Origin of the sequence: Kribbella sp. NPDC003557, from assembly GCF_040610805.1 — a bacterium.
In the GTDB taxonomy this organism is placed as follows: Bacteria; Actinomycetota; Actinomycetes; order Propionibacteriales; family Kribbellaceae; genus Kribbella.
This window is the reverse complement of record NZ_JBEXMY010000002.1, coordinates 165,034-187,143: the sequence shown is the minus strand read 5'-3', so window position 1 is coordinate 187,143 and position 22,110 is coordinate 165,034. Positions and strand designations below refer to the sequence as shown.

Below are 22,110 nucleotides of genomic sequence, written 5' to 3'. Positions count from 1 at the left end.
GGTGGCCTGGCTGGTGACCGGCTCTCGGGCGGCCTCGTCTGCGGTTGGCTCGGGGGCGAGGTCGACCTGGACCGCGGTGACCTTGTACTCGGGGCAGTTCGTGGCCCAGTCGGAGTTGTCCGTGGTGACCACGTTCGCGCCGCTCACCGGATGGTGGAACGTGGTGTAGCAGACCCCGACCGGCATCCGGTCGGAGATCCGCGCGCGCAGCTCGGTCCGTCCGACCCGGCTCGACAACGCCACCAGGTCCCCGTCGGAGATCCCGCGCACCTCGGCGTCGTGCGGATGGATCTCCAGTACGTCCTCGGCGTGCCACGCGACGTTCGCCGTCCGCCGGGTCTGTGCGCCGACGTTGTACTGCGACAGGATCCGCCCGGTGGTCAGGATCAGCGGGAACTTCCGCGTCGACCGCTCCGACGTCGGCACGTACACGGTCTCCATGAACCGGCCCTTGCCGCGGGTGAACTCGTCCTCGTGCATGATCGGCGTCCCGGACGGGTGCTCGACGTTGCACGGCCACTGGATCGACCCCAGCTCGTCGAGCTTGCCGAACGAGACGCCGGCGAACGTCGGCGTGGTCATCGCGATCTCGTCCATGATCTGCGCCGCCGAGTCGTAGTGCATCGGGTACCCCATCGCCTGCGCGATCTCACAGACGATCTCCCACTCCTGCTTCCCGGTCCGCGGCGCCATGATCGGCCGCACCCGGTTGATCCGCCGCTCCGCGTTCGTGAACGTCCCGTCCTTCTCCAGGAACGACGTGCCCGGCAGCAGAACGTGGGCGAACTTCGCGGTCTCGTTGACGAACAGGTCCTGGACGACGAGCAGCTCCAGCGCACCCAGTGCCGCGAAGACGTGCTGCGTGTTCGGATCGGACTGGGCGATGTCCTCGCCCTGCACGAACAGTGCCTTGAACGAGCCGTCGATGGCCGCGTCGAACATGTTCGGGATCCGCAGCCCGGGCTCGTTCAGGATCGGCGTACCCCACAACTTCTCGTAGATGTCGCGGACGTCGTCGTCGGACACGTGCCGGTACCCGGGCAGCTCGTGCGGGAACGAGCCCATGTCGCACGAGCCCTGGACGTTGTTCTGCCCGCGCATCGGGTTCACCCCGACGCCCGGCCGGCCGATGTTCCCGGTCGCCATCGCCAGGTTGGCCATGCCCATCACCATCGTCGAGCCCTGGCTGTGCTCGGTGACGCCGAGACCGTAGTAGATCGCGGCGTTCCCGCCGGTCGCGTACAGCCGGGCCGCCTCGCGGATCTTCTCGGCCGGTACGCCGGAAATTTCCGAAACTGCTTCCGGACTGTGTTCCGGCCGGGCGATGAACGTTTCCCAGGCCTCGAAGTCCTCGCACCGGCTCGCGACGAACTCCCGGTCCACCAGCCCCTCGGTGACCACCACGTGCGCGAGCGCGTTGACGATCGCGACGTTCGTGCCCGGCGCGAGCTCGAGGTGGTACGCCGCCTCGACGTGCGGCGACCGGACCAGGTCGATCCGCCGCGGGTCGACGACGATCAGCTGCGCGCCCTGCCGGAGCCGCTGCTTCATCCGGGATCCGAACACCGGGTGCGCGTCGGTCGGGTTCGACCCGATCAGCAGGATCACGTCGGATTCGTCGACGGAACGGAAATCCTGCGTTCCGGCGGATTCCCCGAAGGTCTGCTTGAGCCCGTACCCGGTCGGTGAGTGGCAGACCCGCGCACAGGTGTCGACGTTGTTGTTCCCGAACACGGCGCGGACCATTTTCTGGACCGCGTACACCTCTTCGTTGGTCGTCCGTGAGGAGGTGATCGCCCCGATCGAGCCCTGGCCGTGGGCCGCCTGGATCTCCCGCAGCCGGCGCGCGGTGAACCCGATCGCCTCCTCCCAGGAAACTTTCCGCCACGGTTCCGAAAGCGTGTTCCGAACCATCGGCTCGAGGACCCGATCCGGGTGCGAGGCGTACCCGAACGCGAACCGGCCCTTCACGCACGAGTGCCCCTCGTTCGCGCCGCCGTTCTTGTACGGCACCATCCGGACGAGCTCGTCACCCCGCAGCTCGGCCTTGAACGAGCAGCCGACACCGCAGTACGCGCAGGTCGTCAGCACGGTCCGCGTCGGCATCCCGAGCTCGACCACCGACTTCTCCTGCAGGGTCGCGGTCGGGCACGCCTGCACACACGCACCGCACGACACACAATCCGACTCGAAGAACGGCACCCCGGCGCCGGCCGCGACCTTGGAGTCGAAGCCGCGTCCCTCGATCGTCAGCGCCAGCGTTCCCTGGACTTCGTCGCAGGCGCGCACGCACCGCGAGCACGCGATGCACTTGGACGCCTCGAAGTCGAAGTACGGGTTGGAGGAATCGGTCGGCAGATCCATGTGGTTGGCGCCGGCCTCGACGCCGGAGCCGTACCGGACCTCGCGCAGCCCGGTGACGCCGGCCATGTCCTGCAGCTCGCAGTCGCCGTTCGCCGAGCAGGTCAGGCAGTCCAGCGGGTGATCGGAGATGTAGAGCTCCATCACGCCGCGGCGGAGCTTCCCGAGCCGCTCGTTCTGGGTCCGCACGACCATGCCGTCGCGGACCGGAGTCGTACAGGACGCGGGAGTGCCTTTCACCCCGTCGATCTCGACCACGCACAACCGGCACGACCCGAACGCCTCGAGATTGTCGGTCGCGCACAGCTTCGGTACGTCGACCCCCGCCTCCTTCGCCGCCCGCATCACCGACGTGCCGGGTGGAACCTTCACCGTCACCCCGTCGACGGTCAGCGTGGTCGTCGCGGCGCCGGCGCGCGCCGGCGTACCGAAGTCAGGTTCCTTGAGCAGGCTCATGCGTGGAAGTCCTCTCCGAAGTGGCGGACGGCACTGCGTACTGGCATCGGGGTGAGGCCGCCCATGGCGCACAGGGAGCCGTCGGTCATCAGTTCGCACAGGTCCTCGAGCAGGACCAGGTTCTGCCGGCGGTCCTCGCCGGCCATGATCCGGTCGACGGTCTCGACGCCGCGGACCGCGCCGACCCGGCACGGCGTGCATTTCCCGCACGACTCGGCCGCGCAGAACTCGAATGCGAACCGCACCATCGCCGCCATGTCCACGGTCTCGTCGAACACCACGATCCCGCCGTGCCCGACCATCGCACCGGCCGCCGCGAACGCCTCGTAGTCCATCGGCAGGTCGAACTGCTCGACCGGCAGGTACGCGCCGAGCGGGCCGCCGACCTGTACCGCCCGCACCGGCAGCCCCGACGACGTACCGCCGCCGAAGTCGTTCACCAGCTCGCCGAGCGTGATCCCGAACGCGGTCTCGACGATCCCGCCGCGGGCGATGTTCCCGCCCAGCTGGAAAACGCTGGTGCCGAGCGACCGCCCGGTGCCGTACGCCGCGTAGGCCGCCGCGCCGTCCGCCAGAATCACCGGAATCGTTGCCAACGACAACACGTTGTTGACCACCGTCGGGTGGCCGAAGAGCCCTTCCAGAGCAGGGATCGGAGGTTTCGCGCGGACCATGCCGCGTTTTCCTTCCAGGCTCTCCAGCATCGAGGTCTCCTCGCCGCAGATGTACGCACCCGCGCCGACCCGGACGTGCAGGTCGAAGCCGAACCCTGAGCCGAGGACGTCCGGCCCCAACCAGCCCTGGTCGCGCGCGTGCTCGATCGCGGCCTTGAGGGTCGCGACCGCGTCCGGGTACTCCGAGCGCAGGTAGACGTATCCCTCCGCGGCGCCGACGGCGTACGCCGCGATCGTCATCCCCTCGATCAGCGTGAACGGGTCGCCCTCGATCAGCATCCGGTCCGCGTACGTGCCCGAATCGCCCTCGTCGGCGTTGCAACAGACGAACTTCAGATCCGCCTGCGCGCCGAGCACCGTCCGCCACTTGATGCCGGTCGGAAATCCGGCACCGCCGCGCCCGCGCAGCCCCGAGTCGACCACGGTCTCGACCACGTCGGCCGGCTGCATCGCGAGCGCTGCTCGCAGTCCGGTCAGTCCGCCGTGTGCCTCGTAGTCTGCGGCCGACAGCGGATCGACCACGCCGACCCGCCGGAACGTCAACCGCTGCTGCCGTTTCATCCACGGCAGTTCCGCCACCAGCCCGAGCGAGTCACCGGCGCCGTCGAGCATCCCGCCCGCGATCAGCCCGTCGACGTCCTCCGGAGCGACCGGCCCGTACCCGACCCGTCCCGCGGCCGTCTCCACCTCGACGAGCGGCTCCAACCACAACATCCCCCGGGATCCGGTACGCACGATCCCCACACCAGCCGGGGCGGCCGCGGAGATGCGCTCGGCGACCTCATCAGCTCCGACGGAGCAGGCAGCAGAGTCCCGCGGCACGAACACCCGCGTGACCGGAGCGGGAGCGGGCGTCATCGCACCTCCCCGAGGAGCGTGTCGAGGCGGGTGGGAGTCACTCGGCCGTGAAGCTTCCCGGCCACCTGGACCGCCGGCCCGAGCGCACAGTTCCCGAAGCAGTAGATCTCTTCGAGCGTGATCCGCCCGTCGTACGTCGTCTCCCCGAACCCGCACCCGACGGTACGTCGCGCGTGCTCGGCGAGCTCGACCGCGCCGACCGACCGGCACGCCTCGGCCTGGCAGATCGCGACGGTGGTCCGCCCCGCCGCCGTACGCCGGAAGTCCTTGTAGAAGGTGACGACGCCGTGCACCTCGGCGACCGCGAGGTTCAGGACGTCGGCGATCACCGCGACGTCGGGCTGGTCGACGTACCCGAGCTCCTCCTGCACCGCGTGCAGGATCGGTATCAGCGCACCACGAAGACCGCGCAGGTCCTCCGCGATCTCCCGCACTCGTTGGGCACGCCCGGGAACCGGGACGGGGGCGGCGGCCACGACCTCACTCGTCATGTATACAACATTCCGTCGCCAACGCGACCCGGTCAAAGCAATGCTGCCTATCAGCTCATAGGCAGCGGCTATCAAGTGAGGCTGTCAGCAGGCCCGTAGAGCGCGTTCGGCCGGTCCTCGAGGAAGGCCCAGTAGCGGTCGCCGAAGGACCAGTGCCACCACTCGGTCGGGTAGTTGACCAGGCCGGCCGCGGACAGGACGTCGGCCAGGAGGGACCGGTTCGTTCTGGCCTCGCGGCTGATGTTGGTGGCTGCGAAGAAGCATGCGCCGCTGCTCTGCTCGGGGGTTGCGTCGATCGGTGTGCCGAGGTCGAGCGGGCCGTGCGCGCCGACCAGCGTCAGGTCGACCGCCGCCCCGGCCACGTGCGGGGCGACCTCGACCGGTGACACGAACCGGCTGGCGAGCCGGTCCACGTCGCGCGGGGACAGGCCGGGATGCAGCTGGGCGAGCTCCGCGTGGTACCCGTCCCAGATCGCCTGCTGGCTCCCGACCGGCCGCAGACCCTCGACGACGTGCAGCCGGATCCCGGCCGGGAGGAACGTGTCGGCCAGCGCGAGCCGGTCCGCGACACTCTCCCGCGCGAACTGCTGCCCGCTTGTCAGCACGTCCCGGGTGAACAGGTCGACCAGCGGCTCACCGGTCTCGATCGCCGGGATCCCGGTGATCCGGTCGTCGCTCAGGAGCACCGTGCTCTGCGTCACGGTCATGGGCGCGCCACCGCCGTCCGGATCAGGGTGTCCACGACTTCGGCGTACGACATCCCGCCGGCGGCCCACATCCGCGGGAACTGCGATGCCGGGGTGAAGCCGGGGAACGTGTTGATCTCGTTGACGACCGGCTCGCCGTCGCGCGGCACGAAGAAGTCCACCCGCGCGAGCCCCGCACAGCCGAGCACCTCGAACACGTCGATCGCGGTCCGCCGCAGCCGCACGGCCAGCTCGGGATCGATCGGCGCCGGTACGACGAACCGCGTGGCGCTGCTGTCGTACTTCGCGGCCGCGGTGAAGAACGGCTGCCCCGGATCCGGGTGGATCTCCAGCGCCGGCGCGGTCTCGACCCGCCCGTCGGGGAACTCGAGCACCGCGAGGTCGATCTCGCGGCCGGCCATCTCGCGTTCCACCAGGACGTGCGGAGCGAACTCGGTGGCCTCCGCGATCGCGGCCAGCAACGTCGGCAGGTTCGTCGCGCGGGTCACGCCGAAACTCGACCCGCCGTTCGCCGGTTTCACGAACAGCGGGAAGTCCAGGCCGGCCGCCTTCAGCTTCTGCAGCGCCGCCTCGGTGTCGGTCAGCTCGGTGCCGCGCAGGGTGACGCCCGGCGTGACCGGGATGCCGTGCGCCTTCAGGACCGCCTTGGTCAGATGCTTGTCCAGCCCGACGGCGCCGGCCGCGATGCCGCTGCCGACGTACGGGACGTGCAGCTGCTCGAGGAATCCCTGCAGGCGCCCGTCCTCGCCGCCTTCGCCGTGCAGCGCGGGGATCGTGACGTCGCACGCCTGCAGGATCTCGATCGCCTCGTGCTGCCCGTCGGACCAGTTGCCTTCGGCATCGAGCACCATCGGGATCGCCGTGTGGCCGAGCAGCTCGACCGCCTTCACGATGCCCTTCCCGCTGGCCAGCGAGACGTCGTGCTCGGAGCTCGCCCCGCCCATCACCACCGCGATCTTCATCGAGTGCCCTCCTCGTACCGGCGGGGGACCCGGGAACCGATGCCGCAGTAGATCTCGTGCGGGATCGTGCCGGCCCAGGCGGCCCACTCGGCGACGGTCGGCTCACCCGACGAGCCGTCGCCGAAGATCGTCACCGGTTCGCCCGGCTCGACCGCGAGGTCCCCGGCGTCGACGACGAACTGGTCCATCGCGATCCGCCCGATCACCGGCATCCGGACGCCGCGGCACAGCACACTCGCCTGCTGTACGGCGGCCCGCGGCACCCCGTCGGCGTACCCGATCGGGACCAGGCCGATCGTGGTGTCCCGGTCCGCGACGAAGTCGTGCCCGTACGAAACGCCTTCGCCGGCACGGATCCGGCGTACCTGGGTCAGCTTGCTGAGCAGCCGCATCGCCGGCCGCAGCCCGATCCCGAGCTCGTCGATCCCGTAGAGCCCGGCGCCGATCCGTACCAGGTCGGTGTCCGGTGCGTCGAGCGTGATCGCGCCGGCCGAGTTGGCCAGGTGGACGACGTCCGGTCGTAGCCCGGCGCGGCGCGCGAGGCCCACCCCGGTCCGCAGGAGCTGGAGTTGCCGCTTGCTCTGCACGGCGTCGGCGGAGTCGCCGTGCGAGAGATGCGACCAGATCCCGCGGACCGTGACGGCGCCGAGCGCCTCGTAGTGCGCCGCCGTTCGGGTGAGCTCGATCCACTGATCCGGTGCACTGCCGGACCGGTGCAATCCGGTGTCGAGCTTCAGGTGCACCGAGTTGACGGACGGGATGGACACGACGCGCTGCAGTTCGGCGACGGTCGAGACGCTGACCTCGACGTCCTGGCCACCGAGCAGCACGAGGTCCGTGGCGTCGTACAGCCAGGTCAGGACGGGGACGGTCAGGCCGGCTGCCCGCAGTTGCAGTGCTTCCTCGGCGCGCGCCACCCCGAGCCAGGTCGCCCCGGCCTCGACGGCCGCCCGCGCCACCGGTACGGCACCGTGCCCGAAGGCGTCGGCCTTGACCACGGCCAGGAGGCGCTGCGGAACACGTTTTCGGAACGTTCCGACGTTGTCGCGGATCGCGGACAGGTCGACGACGGCCTCCGACAGGCCGGTGATCCCACGGGTTTCCGGGCGGCGGCGGGACTGAACCAGGGGCATACCGTCATTGTTGTTTCCGGCAACGATCCCGATCATCGGAGCGCGGACGGATGTCCGCCTACGACCCTGGTATGACCCACCTCCTCCACAAGAATGAGAGATACTGGGCCGGTGCAAGCCACCGATCATCTGCAGGCCTCACTGCACGCCGCGATCGCGCTGGCCAACGCCTTCGGGTCCGGGTACCGGCAGGGCCGGCCGGCCGTTCCACCGGACGCCGCGGCGGTCGACGCCGTCCTGCGGCTGACCACGAACCGCCCGCCCGCCGTCGATCCCGGCGACTACGCGGCCGGCGGGAAAACGCTGTACGACGCGCTCGGAAACCTCCCCGACGTCGACCGCGCCGTCGACCTCGTGAATGCGTTGCTCAAGGAAACCAAGGCCGCCCCGCAGTTGACCCGCGACGTCGGAGCCCCGTGGCACCTGCACTTCGGCAGCCCCGACGACGCGAACGGCTGGCTGGCCGAGTTCGCCACCGCCGTCGCGATGCTGCTCGGCAGCGACGAGGCCGAACGGGTCCGCCGGTGCGAGGCCGCCCGGTGCGACGACCTGTTCCTCGACGCGACGCGGAACGGGAACCAGCGGTTCTGCTCAACCGCGTGCCAGAACCGCGCCAAGGTCGCCGCTCACCGGGCGCGGGTCCGGAGCTCCTGACGCCGTCACCATCGTCGCTTCGGCCGACCAGCCCAGCTTGCGGTAGAGGTGGAAGCCGTCGGTGGTGGCCATCAACAGCCCGGTCCGCGCGCCGCGATCGACGGCTCGCGCGGCCAGCGTGCCCATCACGACACTGCCGAGGCCGCGGCGCCGGAACGCCGGATCGGTGTGGATGTCGTGCATGACGGCATCGGATCCGACGACCGCCACCATGCCGCCCGCCGCGACCACGCCGTCCACCACGACCTTGACGTACTCCAGCGGGCCGGCCGTCTCGACCTCTGCGGTCGCGCGCGGATGCTCGCGCAGGTCGATCGACATCAGCGTCTTCTGCTCCTCGAACGGCCGCGCGCCGGCGTCCGCGAGACGACGGGCGACCTGGTCGCCGTGTTGCGTGGTGACGGTCAGCCACGTGTCCGCGGCCAGGCCGCGCGCGAGCCGGTCCACGGCCGCGGGGTCGTCGGTGCGGGCAAACAGTTCACGGTCGCGCCCGGGGAGTCGCAGTACGGCGGCGTACGCATCGTCGTACTCGATCACCGGCTCCAGGCCGCGGCACAGCCGCCAGCCCTCCAGCCATCGCCTCATCATGGCGATAGTGTAACTGTCTAGAACGAAATAGCCAGTTACTCGATACCGAGGACGAAGGTCTGGATCGCGACCACCGCGGCGCCGCGGGCCCATTCGCCGAAGTCGGCGGGTTGCAGGACCATCGGCAGTTCGGCGGCCGACGGGTGCCGGTCGGCGTGCAGGCCGGCCAGCAGCTCGTCGTGCGCGACCTCGGCCAGCCGGACCCCTTCGCCGCCGAGGACCACGAGCTCGGGGGTGGTGAAGTTCGCGGCCGCCGCGATCAGCTTGCCGAAGGCGCGACCGGCGCGGCCGATCACCTCGCGCGCCGCCGGATCGCCTTTGGCGGCGAGATCGAGCGCCTCCTCGTATCCGACCGGCCTGCCAAGTGCGGCAGTGACCTGCGAGGTGACGGCGCCGACCGTCAGCAGGCTGACTGCGCAGCCGCGGTGGCCGCGGTCGCAGAGCGGGCCGTCGTGGATGAGCGGGTGGTGGCCGACCAGACCGAGCGTGATGTCCGGACTGTCGACGATCCGGTTGTGGACGACGAGGCCGTAGCCGACGCCGGCGCCGATCGTGAGCAGGACGAAGCGGTGCGAGTTCCGCCCGGCGCCGAACCAGTGCGTGGCCTCGGTCAGTGACGTGAAGTCGTTCGCGATCACGATCGGGACGCTCGTGTGCGCGGCGAGGATCTCGCCGAACGGTACGTCGACCCAGTTCAGGTACGGGGCCCAGCGGACCTCGGAGCGGTTCGCGACCCGGCCGCCGAGCGAGACGCCGAGCCCGGTGATCGCCGTACCGCCCGGCACCTGGACGGCCAGCTCGTCGGTGAGCTCGAGCACGAGGTCGGCGACCGCGGACGGGGTCGGGTCGGGGATCGGGCGCTCGACACTCGCCAGCACGTCGGCGCGGAGCGTGGTCAGGACGCCGATCGCGGAGTCGCCGGTGAGCTTGATCCCGACGAAGTGATGCGCGTTCGCGTCCAGGTCGAGCGGCTGCGACGGGCGGCCGACCCGGGCGTCGGTGGGACCGCCCTCGACCTCGACCAGCAGCCCCGACTCGACCATCGGTTTCGTCAGCCGGGTCAGGCTGCCGGGCGACAGGCCGACGCGCCGCGACAACTCGGCCCGGGACAACGGACCGTCCAGCAGGATCTCCAAAGCGACCTGCCTCGATGGCCCTGCCAACGGCTGCCACTCACCCATTGCGTCAGCTTAGGTGTTGGGACGCCGGGACGTGACCCGGTCCGCGGTACTGGCCGCACAAGTCCCGGCGTCGGGCTCATCTCGCAGTATGCAACGGATTGCCGCGGGCGGCGCCCGGACAACGGTGTCAGATTGCCGTCACTGCGGGAGTTTGCGCGTATCGATCAGCTGCTGCGCGACGTCGCGCAGTTTGGTGTTGGTGTCCTGGGAGTACCGCTTGAGGATCGCGAACGCCCGGTCGCCGTCGACGTCGAAGCGCTCCATCAGGATGCCCATCGCCTGGCCCACCAGCTTCCGCGCGTCGACCGCCTGCGCCATCGTCTCCTCGTGCCGCGCGGACGCCACCGCCACCGTCGCGTGCCGGGCGAGGATGTGCGCGATCGCCTCGTCGTCGGCGGTGAACGCCTCCGGCTCGGCACTGAAGAGGCTGAGCACGCCGACGGTCCGGCGCGGTTCCTCGCCGGTCGCCAGCGGGACGTCGAGAACGCTGCGGATCCCGAGCGCCGCGATGCCGGTCACCGGCCCGGGCCAGCGCTCGTCGGCGGTCGTGTCCTGGATCGCGACCGTGTGGCGATCGCGCAGCGCGGTGACCAGCGGGCCGCAGTCCGCGTCGATCTGCAGGTCGTACACGTCGGTCACGACCGGGTCCGTGACCGCGGCGATCTCCGCCTGCGAACCACGGGTGTGCAGCACTACACCGGCGTACGTACAGCTCAATGCCTGCAGGGCGAACTGGACCACGGCCTCGATCGTCTCCTCGACGCCGGGAGCGTCGTGCAACTCGATCGCGAGCCGGGCGAAGGTGTCCGCGGAGTTGACGGTCTCGGGCTCGGTCACTGGGGTCTCCAGGGCATGTCGTGCGGCAGGGCAAGGTAATAATGCAGCCCAATCCGCCCGAAGCGTTAGCCATCCGCGAAACCCGGAAAATCCCCGTCCGGCAGGTGCCCGGGGCGGGCGCGGATACAGTGTCCGGCATGGCGGACTTGTCTGGTCTGTTGAGTGGGCGGACCGACTGGCGACGGGGGTTCGCGGCGCCGATGCGGGCGTTCCTGCGGACCGAAGCGGGGAGTTCCGGAGTGCTCGCGGCAGCGATCGTGCTGGCGCTGGTGTGGGCGAACGTCTCGCCGGAAACGTACGACGAGGTGTGGCGGACCGATCTGTCGATCGGGCTCGGGCACGACGTGCTGCGGCTGGACCTGCAGGAGTGGATCAACAGCGGGCTGATGACGCTGTTCTTCCTCGTGGTAGGGCTGGAGGCGCGGCGCGAGTTCGACCTCGGCGACCTGCGGGACCGCAGCCGGTTCGTGCTGCCGATGCTCGCCGGGGTCTCCGGCATGGTCGTGCCGGTGCTGATCTACCTGGCGTTCAACGCCGGCGGCCCGGGGTCGCACGGCTGGGGTGTGGCGATGTCGACCGACACCGCGCTCGCGCTCGGCCTGCTCGCGCTGGTCGGCCGCGGGGTGCCGGACCGGGTGCGGGTGTTCCTGCTGACGGTGTTCGTCGTCGACGACCTGCTCGCGCTCGTGGTGATCGCGGTCGTCTACAGCGAGGACATCAAGCTGATGCCGCTGACCGGCGCGATCATCGCGTTCGCCGTCGTGCTGATGCTGTCGCTGCTCCGCGTCCGCAAGGCGTGGATCTACGTGATCCTCGGTGTCCTGATGTGGGCCGCCCTGCTGCGCAGCGGCGTGGACCCGGTGGTCGCCGGGCTGGCGATCGGCCTGACGGCGCCGGCGTACTCGCCCGGCCGGGAGGAGCTGGAGGAGGCGACCGGCCTGTTCCGGCTGTTCCGCGAGCAGCCCACCCCGGAGCTCGCCAGGTCCGCGACAGTAGGCCTGACCACGACCATCTCGCCGAACGAGCGCCTGCAGTACCTCTACCACCCGTGGACCAGCTACCTGATCGTCCCGCTGTTCGGCCTCGCGAACGCCGGCGTGACGATCGACGCGGCGTTCCTCGGGCGGGCGTTCACGTCGCCGATCACGCTCGGCATCCTGCTCGGGTACGTCGTCGGCAAGCCGCTCGCGGTGACGACGGTGTCCTGGCTGCTCGAGCGCCTCAGCGGCGGGCGGATCCGGCCGGGGGTCGGCTGGGCCGCGGTGGCCGGCAGCGGAACGATCGCCGGCATCGGCTTCACGGTGTCGCTGCTGATCGCGACGATCGCGTTCGACGGCCCGCAGTTGGCGGAGGCGAAGGTCGGCCTGCTCTGCGCGGTGATCGTCGCGTCGGCGCTGACCTGGTCGGTGTTCCGCGCGGCCAAGCTGCTGTCACCGCCGAAGAAGGCGCTGGCCCTGCTGGGCGACGCGGAGCAGCTGGTGGACCTCACCGACCCCGTCGATCCGGAGCGGGACCACATCCGCGGCCCGGAGAAGGCCTCCGTCACGCTGGTCGAGTACGGCGACTTCGAGTGCCCGTACTGCGGGATGGCCGAGCCCGTCGTCCGGAACCTGCTGCAGGACGACGACCTGCGGTACGTGTGGCGGCACCTGCCGCTGTCCGACGTGCACCCGCGGGCGCAGATCGCGGCCGAGGTGGCGGAGGCGGCGGCCGCGCAGGGTGCGTTCTGGGAGATGCACGACCTGCTGCTCGCGAACCAGGAGAACCTCCAGCCGAAGGACCTGATCGGGTACGCGGAACAGCTCGGTCTGGACACCGATCGGTTGCACGACGACGTGAAGCGGCACGTGGCCGCGGCGCGGGTCGCGCAGGACGTCGAGTCGGCGGACACGAGCGGGGTGTCCGGGACGCCGACGTTCTTCGTGAACGGGCAGCGGCACTATGGGGCGTACGACGTGGAGACGTTGAAGCAGGCGATCAAGGTGGCGCGGGCACGGGCCAAGATCCGGCGCGGCTGAATCTTGATGCACTAGGGCATTTCTGCCACTGTTGCCGCGTCCTCGGGTCACCGACCCTTGCTCCATGACCAACTCCACGATCACCTCCATGACCAAGCAGGTCGACCAGGCCGCCGTCGCGCACTTCGCGGGACGGCTGGCGTACGAGACGGATGTGTCCGATGTCGCCGCCGACATCGGCGCCGGCGTGACCGGGTGGGTGCTGATCGACAGCCGCAGCCAGGAGAGCTGGGACCAGGGGCACGTGCCGGGCGCCGTGCACCTGCCGACGCGGGAGATCGCGGCCCGGGCGGCGGGCGTCGTACCGGACGACGTGGCGGTCGTGACGTACTGCTGGGGACCCGGGTGCAACGGGGCGACGCGTGCGGCGCTGGAGTTCGCGAAGCTCGGGTATGCGGTGAAGGAGATGATCGGCGGATTCGAGTACTGGGTCCGCGAAGGGCTGCCGGTGGAGACGGCCGACGGGATCGAGCGGCGGCCGGCCGATCCGCTGACCGCGCCACGCGGCGTGGCCTGCGCGTGCTGAAATCCCTGTGGGTGTTGAGTTTTAACACAGATCGAACTCACCGTCGTGAAACGCTGACTCTCTGTGCGTTACGCTCGTAGTGGACGTGCGCCCCTGCGACGCGAGGAGACAGTGTGACGGATCAGCCGAGGTATGACGGTGGGCTGATCGCACACGGAATCGACACCACGCGGCCGAGCGTCGCACGCGTGTACGACTACGCCCTCGGCGGCAAGGACAACTACGAGTCCGACCGCGCGCTGTACCGGCAGATCATGGAGATCGCGCCGGAGACACCGGTCTGGGCGCGGGCGAACCGGCGCTGGCTGAGCCAGGTGATCACCTGGCTCGCCGACGAGGCCGGGATCCGGCGCTTCATCGACGCGGGATCCGGCCTGCCGACCGCGGAGAACACCCACCAGATCGCGCAGAAGGTCAGCTCGGACGCCTCGGTGGTGTACATCGACAACGACCCGTCCGTGGTCGCGCACGGGCGGGCGCTGCTGCTCGACAACGACCGGACCCAGTTCACCGCGGCGGATCTCACCCGGCCCGACCAGGTGCTGGCGGATCCGGCCGTCGCGGGGATGCTGGCCGACGGCCGGCCGGTCGCGCTGGTGATGGCGCTGATGCTGCACCACATCCACGACTACGACGAGACCCTGCGGATCGCCGGCCAGTACGTCGACGCGCTGCCGCCGGGCTCCTACCTGGCGATCACGCACGCGTGCAACCCGGGCGACGGCGGCCCGGTCGACGTGCTCGTGACGGAGCTCCTCGACAAGGTCAAGGACGCGTTCCCGACGCTGGCGTTCCGCTCGGTCGAGCAGATCTCGTCGCTGTTCCACGGGCTGGAGATCCTCGAGCCGGGCGTGGTCCGGCTCGCCGACTGGCACGTCCCCGGCGGCCGCGTCGACGAGGACCCGCAGCCCGGCATCCGCGACGCCATCTACGGCGGCGTCGCCCGCAAGGCCTAGCCCAGCCCCGCGAGGTAGTCGGCGTTGCCGCGGATGGCGGCTTCGTAGCGCTTGATCTCGGCGGAGTCGACCTTGTCCGCGATCACCAGCAGCAGCGTCGCGAGCGCCTTGTCCTTGTGTCCGGCGGCGTGCAGCGTGAGCGCCTTGAAGACCCGCAGCGAGTCCGACTCCGGGAACTCCGCGCAGGCCTGTTTGAAGACGGCGAGCGACTCGTCGAAGCGGTCGAGGTTGCGCAGCGTGCTGCCGTACTGCAGGAGGCACTTGCGGCGGGTCTCGCCGGTCAGCCCGGGCAGGGCGCGCTCGTAGTACCCGACTGCCTTCTCCTCGTCACCGGCGGTGTCGTACGACCCGCCGACCTCGTAGAGCACGTACGGGTTGTCCGGGTGCTCGGTCAGCAGCTTCTCGAAGAAGGCGATCGTCGGGCCCATGTTCGCCCGGTCCCGGCGCGCGAACGCTTCGTCGATCGTCGCCGCCAGTTCCGGGGTCAGCTCGACCGGGGTGGTGGGGCGGGGAAGGTATTGGCTGGTCACTTGTCCATCATGCCGCGTTCGGACTCTCGGGCCTGCCACGGCCACGATCCGGAGATCTCGACTTCCAGGGCGAAGCTGAGCACGATCCGGATCACCACGATCAGGCCCAGCACCAGCGCGCTCTCCAGCGAGGTGTCGACGATGATCGTCCGGATGATGTCGCCGATGATCAGGATCTCCAGCCCGAGCAGGATGACCCGCCCGAGACTCACCCGGAGCTGCTGGTAGCTGCCGGCGCCCTTGCGGACCACGTCGTAGGCGTAGCGGATCAGCACGACCGCGAGCCCGACGGCCATGATCACCACGCCGGCGCCCTCGATCACCCGGGCCACGTCGGCGAAGATCGCCTCGAAGTCCATCCTCCAGGGGTACCAGTCAGGCGACGGACTCGGCAGTCGGCTCGCCGGGACGGATGTTCTGGTTCAGGTGGAACAAGTTCGCCGGGTCGTACGCCGTCTTCAGCGCGACCAGCCGTTTCAGGGTCGCGGGCGGGAACGCGCGGTTGATCGGGTCCTCGTTCAGCGTGTTCACGTAGGCCCCGCTCGCGTACGGCGCCAGCGTCGCGGCGTACCCGCGCAGCCGGGTGATCCGCTCCTCGTCCTCGGTCGCGTCCTCCCAGCGCGTCGCGGTGACGAGCTCGAACTGCGTGTCCCGGTGGCTGAACGCCGCGGCGTCCTCCGCTACGTCGGCGATCGCGCCGCCGTACGCCTGCAGACTGGCCGGCACACCCGGGTTGTCGAGCAGCGCGCGGATCGCCTCGTCGGGCAGCGACTTGAAGTAGTGCCCCTTCCAGTACCGCCGGAAGCGGTGGCCCTGCACGTTGTCTTCCCGCGTCTGCAGCTTCAGGTAGGTCGTCTCCTCGATCATCTCGCCGGTGACCGGGCCGAGCGCCCGGAACGCCGGCAGCAACTCGTCCCCGCCGTCGCCGACCCACACGTACCCGACCGTCAGCGAGTCACCGGTGATGTTCGCGGTGAACGTCGCCTCCCGCGGCGCGTCGGCGTTCAGCTCCCGCCAGCCGCGCAGGACGTCGAACCCTGCCGAGAGCGGGTAGCTGAACTCGACGATCAGCGCCCGCGTCCCGACCTGGTGCAGCCGGAACTCGAACGACGTGACGATCCCGAAGTTCCCGCCGCCGCCCCGCAGACCCCAGAACAGCTCGGCGTTCTCGTCCGCGCTCGCCCGGACGACGGCGCCGTCCGCGGTGACGACCTCGTACGACACGACGTTGTCGCAGGCCAGCCCGAACCGCCGCGCCAGCCAGCCCATCCCGCCGCCGAGCGTCAGTCCGCCGACGCCGGTGTGCGAGACGTTCCCGGCCGTGGTCGCCAGCCCGTACTCCTGCGACGCCTTGTCCAGCTCGCCCAGCAGCGCGCCGCCCTGGACCCACGCGCGCTGCGCGACGGGGTCCACCCGGACCGCGTTCATCGGCGTCAGGTCGATCATCAGCCCGCCCTCGGGAACGGCGAGGCCGGCGATGTTGTGCCCGCCGCAGCGGACCGCGATCTCCAGGCCCTCCGTGCGCCCGAAGCGCACCGCCTCGGCGACGTCCTCGGTCGAGGCGCACCGGGCGATGACGGCCGGGCGGCGGTCGATCATGGCGTTCCAGACGGTGCGGGCCTCGTCGTAGCCGGCGTCGCCGGTGCGCAGGAACTCGGTCATCTCGGCTCTCCTGGGATGTTTTGGTCTGTCCCACAACCCTGACAGCGCAGCGGTCCACCGATAAGGTCCAGTTGTGTGAGCCGAATGAGGACCAGTTCCGGGACCGGCGAACTCCTGGTCGAGCTGCAGCGGGACAGCGGCGTACCGCTGCACCAGCAGCTCGAGAGCGGGATCCGGACCAGGATCCGGGCCGGCCTGCTGCGCGCCGAGACCGTGATGCCGTCGACGCGCGCGCTGGCGCAGGACCTCGGGCTGTCGCGCGGCGTGGTCGTCGAGGCGTACCAGCAGCTGGTCGCCGAGGGGTACCTGGTCAGCCGCGGCGGCGGGTACACACAGGTCGCCGATATCGCCGTGGTCTCGCCGTCGGCCGCCCCGACGGCAGTTGCCGGCCCGCCGCGGATCGACTTCCGCTACAGCCGCCCGGACGTCTCCGAGTTCCCGCGCGCCGCCTGGCTCCGGTCGATCCGCCGCGTGCTCAACGAGACGCCGTACCGCAGCCTGGCCTACATCGACGGCCGCGGCACGATCGAGCTCCGCACCGCGCTCGCCGACTACCTGAACCGGGTCCGCGGGACGGCGGCGCGCCCGGAGAACATGGTGATCTGCAACGGCTTCGCGCAGGGCTCACGGTTGCTGCTGCAGGTGCTGGCCGCGCAGGGCCGCAAGCGGCTCGCGGTGGAGGATCCGTCCGACAACGACCTGCGCGAGGTCGCGGAAGCAGCCGGTCTCGACGTGGTCGGCGTACCGATGCTGGAGACCGGCATCGACGTGGCGGCGCTGGAGCGGTCCGGCGCGGACGTCGTCCTGGTGACCGCCGCGCATCAGTTCCCGACCGGCGCGGTGGCCTCGGCGGAAACCCGGGCGGCGCTCGTCGCGTGGGGCGGGCTGGTGATCGAGGACGACTACGACGCGGAGTACCGCTACGACCGGGAGCCGGTCGGGGCGATGCAGGGCCTCGCACCCGATCGGGTCGCGTACGCCGGCACGGCGAGTAAGACGCTGGCGCCCGGGCTGCGACTGGGGTGGTTGATCCTGCCGTCGTGGCTGGTCGAGCCGATGGCGCAGGCCAAGCTGATGGACGATCGTGGGTCGCCGGTCTTCGATCAGCTGGCGTTCGCGGACTTCGTGGCACGGGGTGAGTTCGACCGGCACCTGCGGCGGATGCGGCCGCGGTACCGGGCGCTGCGGGACACGTTGGTCGAGCGGCTGGCGGCGCGGTTGCCCGAACTCGAGCCGGTCGGGATCTCGGCCGGGCTGCACGTGATGACGTGGCTGCCGCCGGACCTCGGCGAGGACGCGCTGCGGCAGGCGGCATTGAAGCGTGAGCTCGGGGTGTACGGCCTGGCGCCGTACTGGGTTTCCGGAACCGGTCCGGCCGGGCTGGTGTTCGGGTACGGCTCGCTGTCCCGGAAAGAAGTTGTCGAGGGCATCGACCTGCTCGCGGACGCGGTCGCCGAGATCCGCGGTGGATGAATAAGTATCCGTTTCATTGCAATTCGATCCGAGCGGTCCTACGCTGGGTGGAGTGATCGCCGAAGCGCGTATGGACGCTCTGATGAACCAAGGCTGGCAGGCCGCCCACAGCACCGAACTGGACGGCTGGCTGGTCCGGCGCAACGCCGGAGTCACCCTGCGAGCGAACTCGGTGCTGCCCGCGAGTGCGCCGTTCGACCTCGACAGGGCCTTGGAGTACGTGGAGAACCTGTATCTCGCGCACGACATCAGGCCGTCGTTCCAGATCAGCCCGGCGGTTCAGCCGAGCGACCTCGATGCACGGCTCGAGGCCCGTGGGTACGAGGTGCGCAACCCGACGCTGGTGCAGTGTGCGGCGATCTCCGACATCCTCGCGACGCTGCCCGCGCCGACGCGGCCGGTGAATATATCCACGACGCCGTCGGTCGGCTGGACCGACTTCTGGTGGAGTGTCGACGGGCGTGGCGCCGAGACCAGGGCGACCGCGGAGGAGCTCCTGGTCCGCGGGAACGCGCTGTACGCGGCGGTTCCCGACGATCAGCGCGCGCAGGCGATCGGCCGGCTCGCGCTCGTCGACGACACGGCCGGGCTCTACTGCCTCGCCGTCGACGAACGCTTCCGCCGCCAGGGCCTGGCCGCCGCGGTGATCCACGGTTTGTTGCAGGCGGCAACGGATCGGGGAGCGAAGTGGGTCTGGCTGAGCGTCCTGGAGGACAACGCGCCGGCGCGGACCTTGTACGACCGGCTCGGCTTCCGGACCGTCTCGCGCTACCACTACCGGGTCAGAGCGTGACCTTCTGCAGGTGATCGAGGACGACGAACTCGGCGCCGGTCTTCTCGACCGAGGTGCGGAGCGGCGTCAGGTCGGTCCACGGGATGCCGGGCTCGTCGAGCGGCTTGTCGAAGTCGTCCCAGTGCGTGGCGATGACCTTCTTGACCGGCTTGATGGTCCGCAGCAGGCGGTCGGTGATGCCCGGCTCGCCGCCCGGGGCCGCGAGGACGACGTCGACCTGGAGGTCGCGCAGCGCGTTCGGGTCGAAGTTCGCCGTACTGAGGCTGAGGACGCGCTTGCCGCCGATCGTGATCACGAACGCGAGTGTGCCGCCTTCGACCAGGTCCTCGATCACGCGCGGGCGCGGCGGGACGGCGTACCGGTAGCCCGGGTACGCGTAGGTGTGCCGCTTGCCGCCGCAGGAGTGCAGCGACGGGAACACCTCGATCGTGAAGCCCTCGAACGGCAGGTACTCGCCGCCGCGCACCGGTGACAGCAGTTCGTCCGGCGTCTTCATCGCGCGCAGCAGGTTGGCGTGCGTCTCGGTGCAGAGCACGGTGGCCTGCGTCTGCTTCGCGACGTACGGCACGTCGGCCATGTGGTCGTAGTGGCCGTGGTGCACCAGGATGGCGTCCGCCGTGCTGAGGTGCTTGTCGATGACGTCCGGCTTGATCACGAGCTTCGTCTTCGGGTCGGCGCCCTCGGGGGTGAACGTCCCGGTGTGGAACCGCGTCAGCCACGGATCGGTCAACACGACGCTCTTACCGCACCGGATCTGCCACGCATGCGTCCCGAACCAGGTCAGCTCGACAGCCTCCTGCTGCGTCTGCCCGGCCTGCCCAGCCTGCTCGGCCTGGCCCGCCTGCCCGGCCTTCTCCGCCTGACCGGCCAAGCCTGCCTGACCTGCCTGCCCTGAAGTTGCTGCCTCGCTGCGGTTTTCGAGGCCGATCGCCCCCGCCACGCCCGCGGCGCCGGCCGCCGCCGCGCCCGCCAGCATCCCTCTCCGACTCACCTTCACGCTGTCTCCTCTCGTTTCCGCCAGTCAAGGCGAGCGCTCCGGCGATGTCGAATATGCTCTTACGCATGACCCGATTGTCTGGAGATATCACCGCAGGTCAGCCAGGTCCATGCTGACCGAAAGACACCTCCAGATCTTCATCGCCCTCGCCGAGGAACAGCACTTCGGCGACGCAGCACGCGTCGTCGGCATCACCCAGCCCCCGCTCTCCCAAGGCCTGCGCCGCCTGGAAGCCCTGGTCGGCGCCAAGCTCTTCGAACGCGGCGCCGGAAACGTCGAGCTCACCCCCGCCGGCGCAGCGCTCCTCCCGTACGCACGCCGCGCCCTGACCTCGATCGAGGAGCTACACCAGGCAGCCGTGGCCCGCGATCCGGAAGGCCCCGAGATCCGGCTCGGCCTCGCGCCCGAAGTACCGCCGTCCGCGGGTGCGGCCGTCGCCGCCGCCTGCGGCTCGATCATTCCGGGAAGCCGAGTCACGGTGGTGACCGCGCCGACGAGTTCCCTGGTCAACCAGGTCGGCACGGGCCGCCTGACCCTGGCCGCCGTACAGCATCCCGCCGTACTGGACGGTCTGGAGGCCGGACCGGTCTCGCTCCTGCCGACCTGGGCGTTGGTGCCGGCGTCGACCGTGCACGACGAGGTCGTGGCGCTGCGACAGCTCGAGGGCCTGCCGATCGCCGTCCGTCCGCGGGCCGAGGCGCCGGCCGCTCGGGACCTGTTCCTGGACACGCTGGCCTTGCACCGGCCGGACGGCGGAACCGTCGTCGTGACGGACGAACGCGCCGGGCTGGCGATGGCCGCGGCCGGCCAGGCGATCGTGGTGACCGCCGACCCGGCCCTGATCGCACCAGGCGTCGCGCGGCATCGGCTGGCCGACGATCCGCTGCCGTTGCGGCTCCGACTCGTCTGGTCGAGGACGCGGACACCGTTCCTGCGGCCGAACGACGTGATGGCGCAGCTCACGGAAGCGCTGGCGTCGTGAACGCGCGGATCCGCGGGATCTTCGAGGACGCCGGCGTCCGCGGCTGGTTGCACGCGGTCTCGCTCGACGACCCCGGGGCGACCGTCGAGCTCGACGCCGACATGGTCGTACCGCTGGCGTCGGTCTACAAGCTGCCGCTGCTCGCCGGGTTCTGCCGGCTGGTCGACGAGGGTGAACTCGATCCGCGCGAGCGCGTGACGCTCGAGCCGTCGGAGCGGACCGCGGGACCGACGGGGCTGTCCGTGTTCGCCGACCCGGTGACGGTGTCGCTGCGCGATCTGGCGCTGTCGATGGCGACCGTCTCGGACAACGCGTCGGCCGACGCGCTGCTGGACATCGTCGGTCTGCGCCGGCTGGCCGCGATCCTGGAGTCCTTCGGCCTGCACCACACCTGGGTCCGCCGGGGTACGGCGGCCAACCTGCGGGACCTGCAACGGCGTACGGGCGCGGACGACGCCGACGCCGCGCTCGCCGTCCTCGCGGACAACGACCGGACCGATCCCGTCGGGGTGTACGAGGCGGCGAACGGGTCAGCGGCCAGCGCGCGCGATCTGACCCTCCTGCTGCGGCGGCTGTGGGCGGGGGAGTTGCTGTCGGCCGAGCAGACTGCGTTCGTGCAGGCGACGATGCACCGGCAGATCTTCCTGCACCGGTTGGCGTCAGGCTTCCCGCACGACGGCGTCCGCGTCGCGGGGAAGACCGGAACGTTCGGCGCCTTGCGGCACGAGGCGGGTGTCGTCACGCTGCCCGGCGGGGCGGCGTTCGCGATCGCCGTCCTCACGCTGGCCGCGCGCGGCGACTTCCGCCAGCCGCGCGTCGACGCCGCGATCGGCGAGGCCGCCCGGGTGGCGGTCGACGCCCTGCGCTAGACGATTGCGAACGCCTCGATCTCGAGCATCGCGTCCGGGCTGAACAGCGCGGCCACCTGGACCGCCGTACTCGCGGGCTTCGGCCCCGGGATGTATCTGTCGCGGACTGTGCGGACCGCGGGCAGGTAGCCGATGTCGGTGACGAAGTACGTCAGTTTGACCACGTTCTCGAACGTGACGCCCGCCGTCGCCAGGCAGCGCTCCAGGTTCGCGAACACCTGCTCGGCCTGCGCGGCCGGATCGCCGACGCCGACGAACCTCCCGTCCGGGTCCAGTGCGACCTGCCCCGAGATCGCGACCCATTGGCCGGTTCCGGTCACCACATGGCTGTACCCGTTGCCCGGTGCAACGCCCGCCACCTGCGGATACTCCAGCTCAGTCATGCACCAGATATACCCCGGC

22 protein-coding genes are annotated in these 22,110 nt (G+C 70.4%); 8 read left to right on the top strand and 14 right to left on the bottom strand.

Annotated elements, in window-relative coordinates; all coding sequences use genetic code 11:
- The 6 genes from fdhF to alr all read right to left on the bottom strand — a co-directional run.
- Nucleotides 1-2,817 (bottom strand): formate dehydrogenase subunit alpha (gene fdhF, locus ABZW60_RS06815; protein WP_355474779.1); only part of this gene is annotated, 2,817 nt, incomplete at its 3' end.
- Nucleotides 2,814-4,349 carry an NADH-ubiquinone oxidoreductase-F iron-sulfur binding region domain-containing protein gene (locus tag ABZW60_RS06810; protein WP_355474778.1) on the bottom strand — a complete coding sequence of 512 codons (1,536 nt, stop codon included), beginning with the start codon at nt 4,347-4,349 and terminating at the stop codon, nt 2,814-2,816. The genes fdhF and ABZW60_RS06810, both read right to left, overlap by 4 nt.
- On the bottom strand, nt 4,346-4,840 hold the full coding sequence (locus ABZW60_RS06805) for an NAD(P)H-dependent oxidoreductase subunit E (RefSeq protein ID WP_355474777.1): 495 nt from the start codon (nt 4,838-4,840) through the stop codon (nt 4,346-4,348). Before ABZW60_RS06805 ends, ABZW60_RS06810 begins: the two co-directional genes overlap by 4 nt.
- Nucleotides 4,841-4,911: 71 nt before the next feature.
- Nucleotides 4,912-5,547: a M15 family metallopeptidase gene (locus ABZW60_RS06800; RefSeq protein ID WP_355474776.1), complete on the bottom strand. Its 636-nt coding sequence runs from the start codon at nt 5,545-5,547 to the stop codon at nt 4,912-4,914.
- Nucleotides 5,544-6,509 carry a D-alanine--D-alanine ligase family protein gene (locus tag ABZW60_RS06795; protein ID WP_355474775.1) on the bottom strand — a complete coding sequence of 322 codons (966 nt, stop codon included), beginning with the start codon at nt 6,507-6,509 and terminating at the stop codon, nt 5,544-5,546. The genes ABZW60_RS06800 and ABZW60_RS06795 overlap by 4 nt, the downstream gene beginning before the upstream one ends.
- On the bottom strand, nt 6,506-7,642 hold the full coding sequence (gene alr / locus ABZW60_RS06790; RefSeq protein WP_355474774.1) for an alanine racemase: 1,137 nt from the start codon (nt 7,640-7,642) through the stop codon (nt 6,506-6,508). The genes ABZW60_RS06795 and alr overlap by 4 nt, the downstream gene beginning before the upstream one ends.
- Nucleotides 7,643-7,753: 111 nt before the next feature.
- Here alr and ABZW60_RS06785 point away from each other — a divergent pair, with 111 nt between their 5' ends.
- Nucleotides 7,754-8,296 carry a CGNR zinc finger domain-containing protein gene (locus ABZW60_RS06785; protein WP_355474773.1) on the top strand — a complete coding sequence of 181 codons (543 nt, stop codon included), beginning with the start codon at nt 7,754-7,756 and terminating at the stop codon, nt 8,294-8,296.
- Here ABZW60_RS06785 and ABZW60_RS06780 read toward each other — a convergent pair.
- The 3 genes from ABZW60_RS06780 to ABZW60_RS06770 form a co-directional block, all read right to left on the bottom strand.
- Nucleotides 8,234-8,884, bottom strand: coding sequence for a GNAT family N-acetyltransferase (locus ABZW60_RS06780; RefSeq protein WP_355474772.1), 651 nt, complete (start codon nt 8,882-8,884; stop codon nt 8,234-8,236). The two genes, ABZW60_RS06785 and ABZW60_RS06780, sit on opposite strands and share 63 nt — an antisense overlap.
- 35 nt (nt 8,885-8,919) lie before the next feature.
- Entirely contained in the window at nt 8,920-10,065 is a 1,146-nt protein-coding gene (locus ABZW60_RS06775; RefSeq protein WP_355474771.1) for an ROK family transcriptional regulator, read from the bottom strand.
- 138 nt (nt 10,066-10,203) lie between these two features.
- Nucleotides 10,204-10,902 carry a GAF and ANTAR domain-containing protein gene (locus ABZW60_RS06770; protein WP_355474770.1) on the bottom strand — a complete coding sequence of 233 codons (699 nt, stop codon included), beginning with the start codon at nt 10,900-10,902 and terminating at the stop codon, nt 10,204-10,206.
- A gap of 137 nt (nt 10,903-11,039) precedes the next feature.
- On the opposite strand from ABZW60_RS06770, the gene nhaA reads away from it, so the two are divergent.
- The 3 genes from nhaA (at nt 11,040) to ABZW60_RS06755 (ending at nt 14,402) form a co-directional block, all read left to right on the top strand.
- Complete coding sequence (gene nhaA, locus ABZW60_RS06765; RefSeq protein WP_355474769.1) at nt 11,040-12,920, top strand: Na+/H+ antiporter NhaA; 1,881 nt, start codon at nt 11,040-11,042, stop codon at nt 12,918-12,920.
- A 64-nt stretch (nt 12,921-12,984) separates the two neighbouring features.
- On the top strand, nt 12,985-13,446 hold the full coding sequence (locus ABZW60_RS06760; RefSeq protein WP_355474768.1) for a rhodanese-like domain-containing protein: 462 nt from the start codon (nt 12,985-12,987) through the stop codon (nt 13,444-13,446).
- Nucleotides 13,447-13,559: 113 nt separating this feature from the next.
- Entirely contained in the window at nt 13,560-14,402 is an 843-nt protein-coding gene (locus tag ABZW60_RS06755) for an SAM-dependent methyltransferase (RefSeq protein ID WP_355474767.1), read from the top strand.
- On the opposite strand, the gene ABZW60_RS06750 is transcribed toward ABZW60_RS06755, so the two are convergent.
- From ABZW60_RS06750 to ABZW60_RS06740, 3 genes are read right to left on the bottom strand one after another with little or no spacing between them, the layout of a single operon-like run.
- Nucleotides 14,399-14,932 (bottom strand): tetratricopeptide repeat protein, encoded by a 534-nt coding sequence (locus tag ABZW60_RS06750; RefSeq protein WP_355474766.1) that lies wholly within the window; start codon nt 14,930-14,932, stop codon nt 14,399-14,401. The genes ABZW60_RS06755 and ABZW60_RS06750 overlap by 4 nt on opposite strands.
- Nucleotides 14,929-15,291: a DUF1622 domain-containing protein gene (locus ABZW60_RS06745; protein ID WP_355474765.1), complete on the bottom strand. Its 363-nt coding sequence runs from the start codon at nt 15,289-15,291 to the stop codon at nt 14,929-14,931. The genes ABZW60_RS06750 and ABZW60_RS06745 overlap by 4 nt, the downstream gene beginning before the upstream one ends.
- 16 nt (nt 15,292-15,307) lie before the next feature.
- Nucleotides 15,308-16,594, bottom strand: a complete 1,287-nt coding sequence (locus tag ABZW60_RS06740) for an FAD-binding oxidoreductase (RefSeq protein WP_355474764.1) — start codon at nt 16,592-16,594, stop codon at nt 15,308-15,310.
- An 84-nt stretch (nt 16,595-16,678) separates the two neighbouring features.
- On the opposite strand from ABZW60_RS06740, the gene ABZW60_RS06735 reads away from it, so the two are divergent.
- Together ABZW60_RS06735 and ABZW60_RS06730 are read left to right on the top strand one after the other, a co-directional pair.
- The gene (locus tag ABZW60_RS06735; protein ID WP_355474763.1) at nt 16,679-18,067 is read left to right on the top strand and encodes a PLP-dependent aminotransferase family protein; all 1,389 of its coding nucleotides are present in this window, start codon (nt 16,679-16,681) and stop codon (nt 18,065-18,067) included.
- Between the two features lie 52 nt (nt 18,068-18,119).
- Entirely contained in the window at nt 18,120-18,860 is a 741-nt protein-coding gene (locus ABZW60_RS06730) for an N-acetyltransferase (RefSeq protein WP_355474762.1), read from the top strand.
- Here the strand turns inward: ABZW60_RS06730 and ABZW60_RS06725 are convergent.
- Nucleotides 18,850-19,857: an MBL fold metallo-hydrolase gene (locus ABZW60_RS06725; RefSeq protein ID WP_355474761.1), complete on the bottom strand. Its 1,008-nt coding sequence runs from the start codon at nt 19,855-19,857 to the stop codon at nt 18,850-18,852. The genes ABZW60_RS06730 and ABZW60_RS06725 overlap by 11 nt on opposite strands.
- A 109-nt stretch (nt 19,858-19,966) precedes the next feature.
- On the opposite strand from ABZW60_RS06725, the gene ABZW60_RS06720 reads away from it, so the two are divergent.
- Entirely contained in the window at nt 19,967-20,839 is an 873-nt protein-coding gene (locus ABZW60_RS06720; RefSeq protein ID WP_355474760.1) for a LysR family transcriptional regulator, read from the top strand.
- Nucleotides 20,836-21,708 (top strand): serine hydrolase, encoded by an 873-nt coding sequence (locus ABZW60_RS06715; RefSeq protein WP_355474759.1) that lies wholly within the window; start codon nt 20,836-20,838, stop codon nt 21,706-21,708. The genes ABZW60_RS06720 and ABZW60_RS06715 overlap by 4 nt, the downstream gene beginning before the upstream one ends.
- Here ABZW60_RS06715 and ABZW60_RS06710 read toward each other — a convergent pair.
- Nucleotides 21,705-22,091 carry a RidA family protein gene (locus tag ABZW60_RS06710; RefSeq protein ID WP_355474758.1) on the bottom strand — a complete coding sequence of 129 codons (387 nt, stop codon included), beginning with the start codon at nt 22,089-22,091 and terminating at the stop codon, nt 21,705-21,707. The two genes, ABZW60_RS06715 and ABZW60_RS06710, sit on opposite strands and share 4 nt — an antisense overlap.
- Nucleotides 22,092-22,110 lie beyond the last annotated feature (19 nt).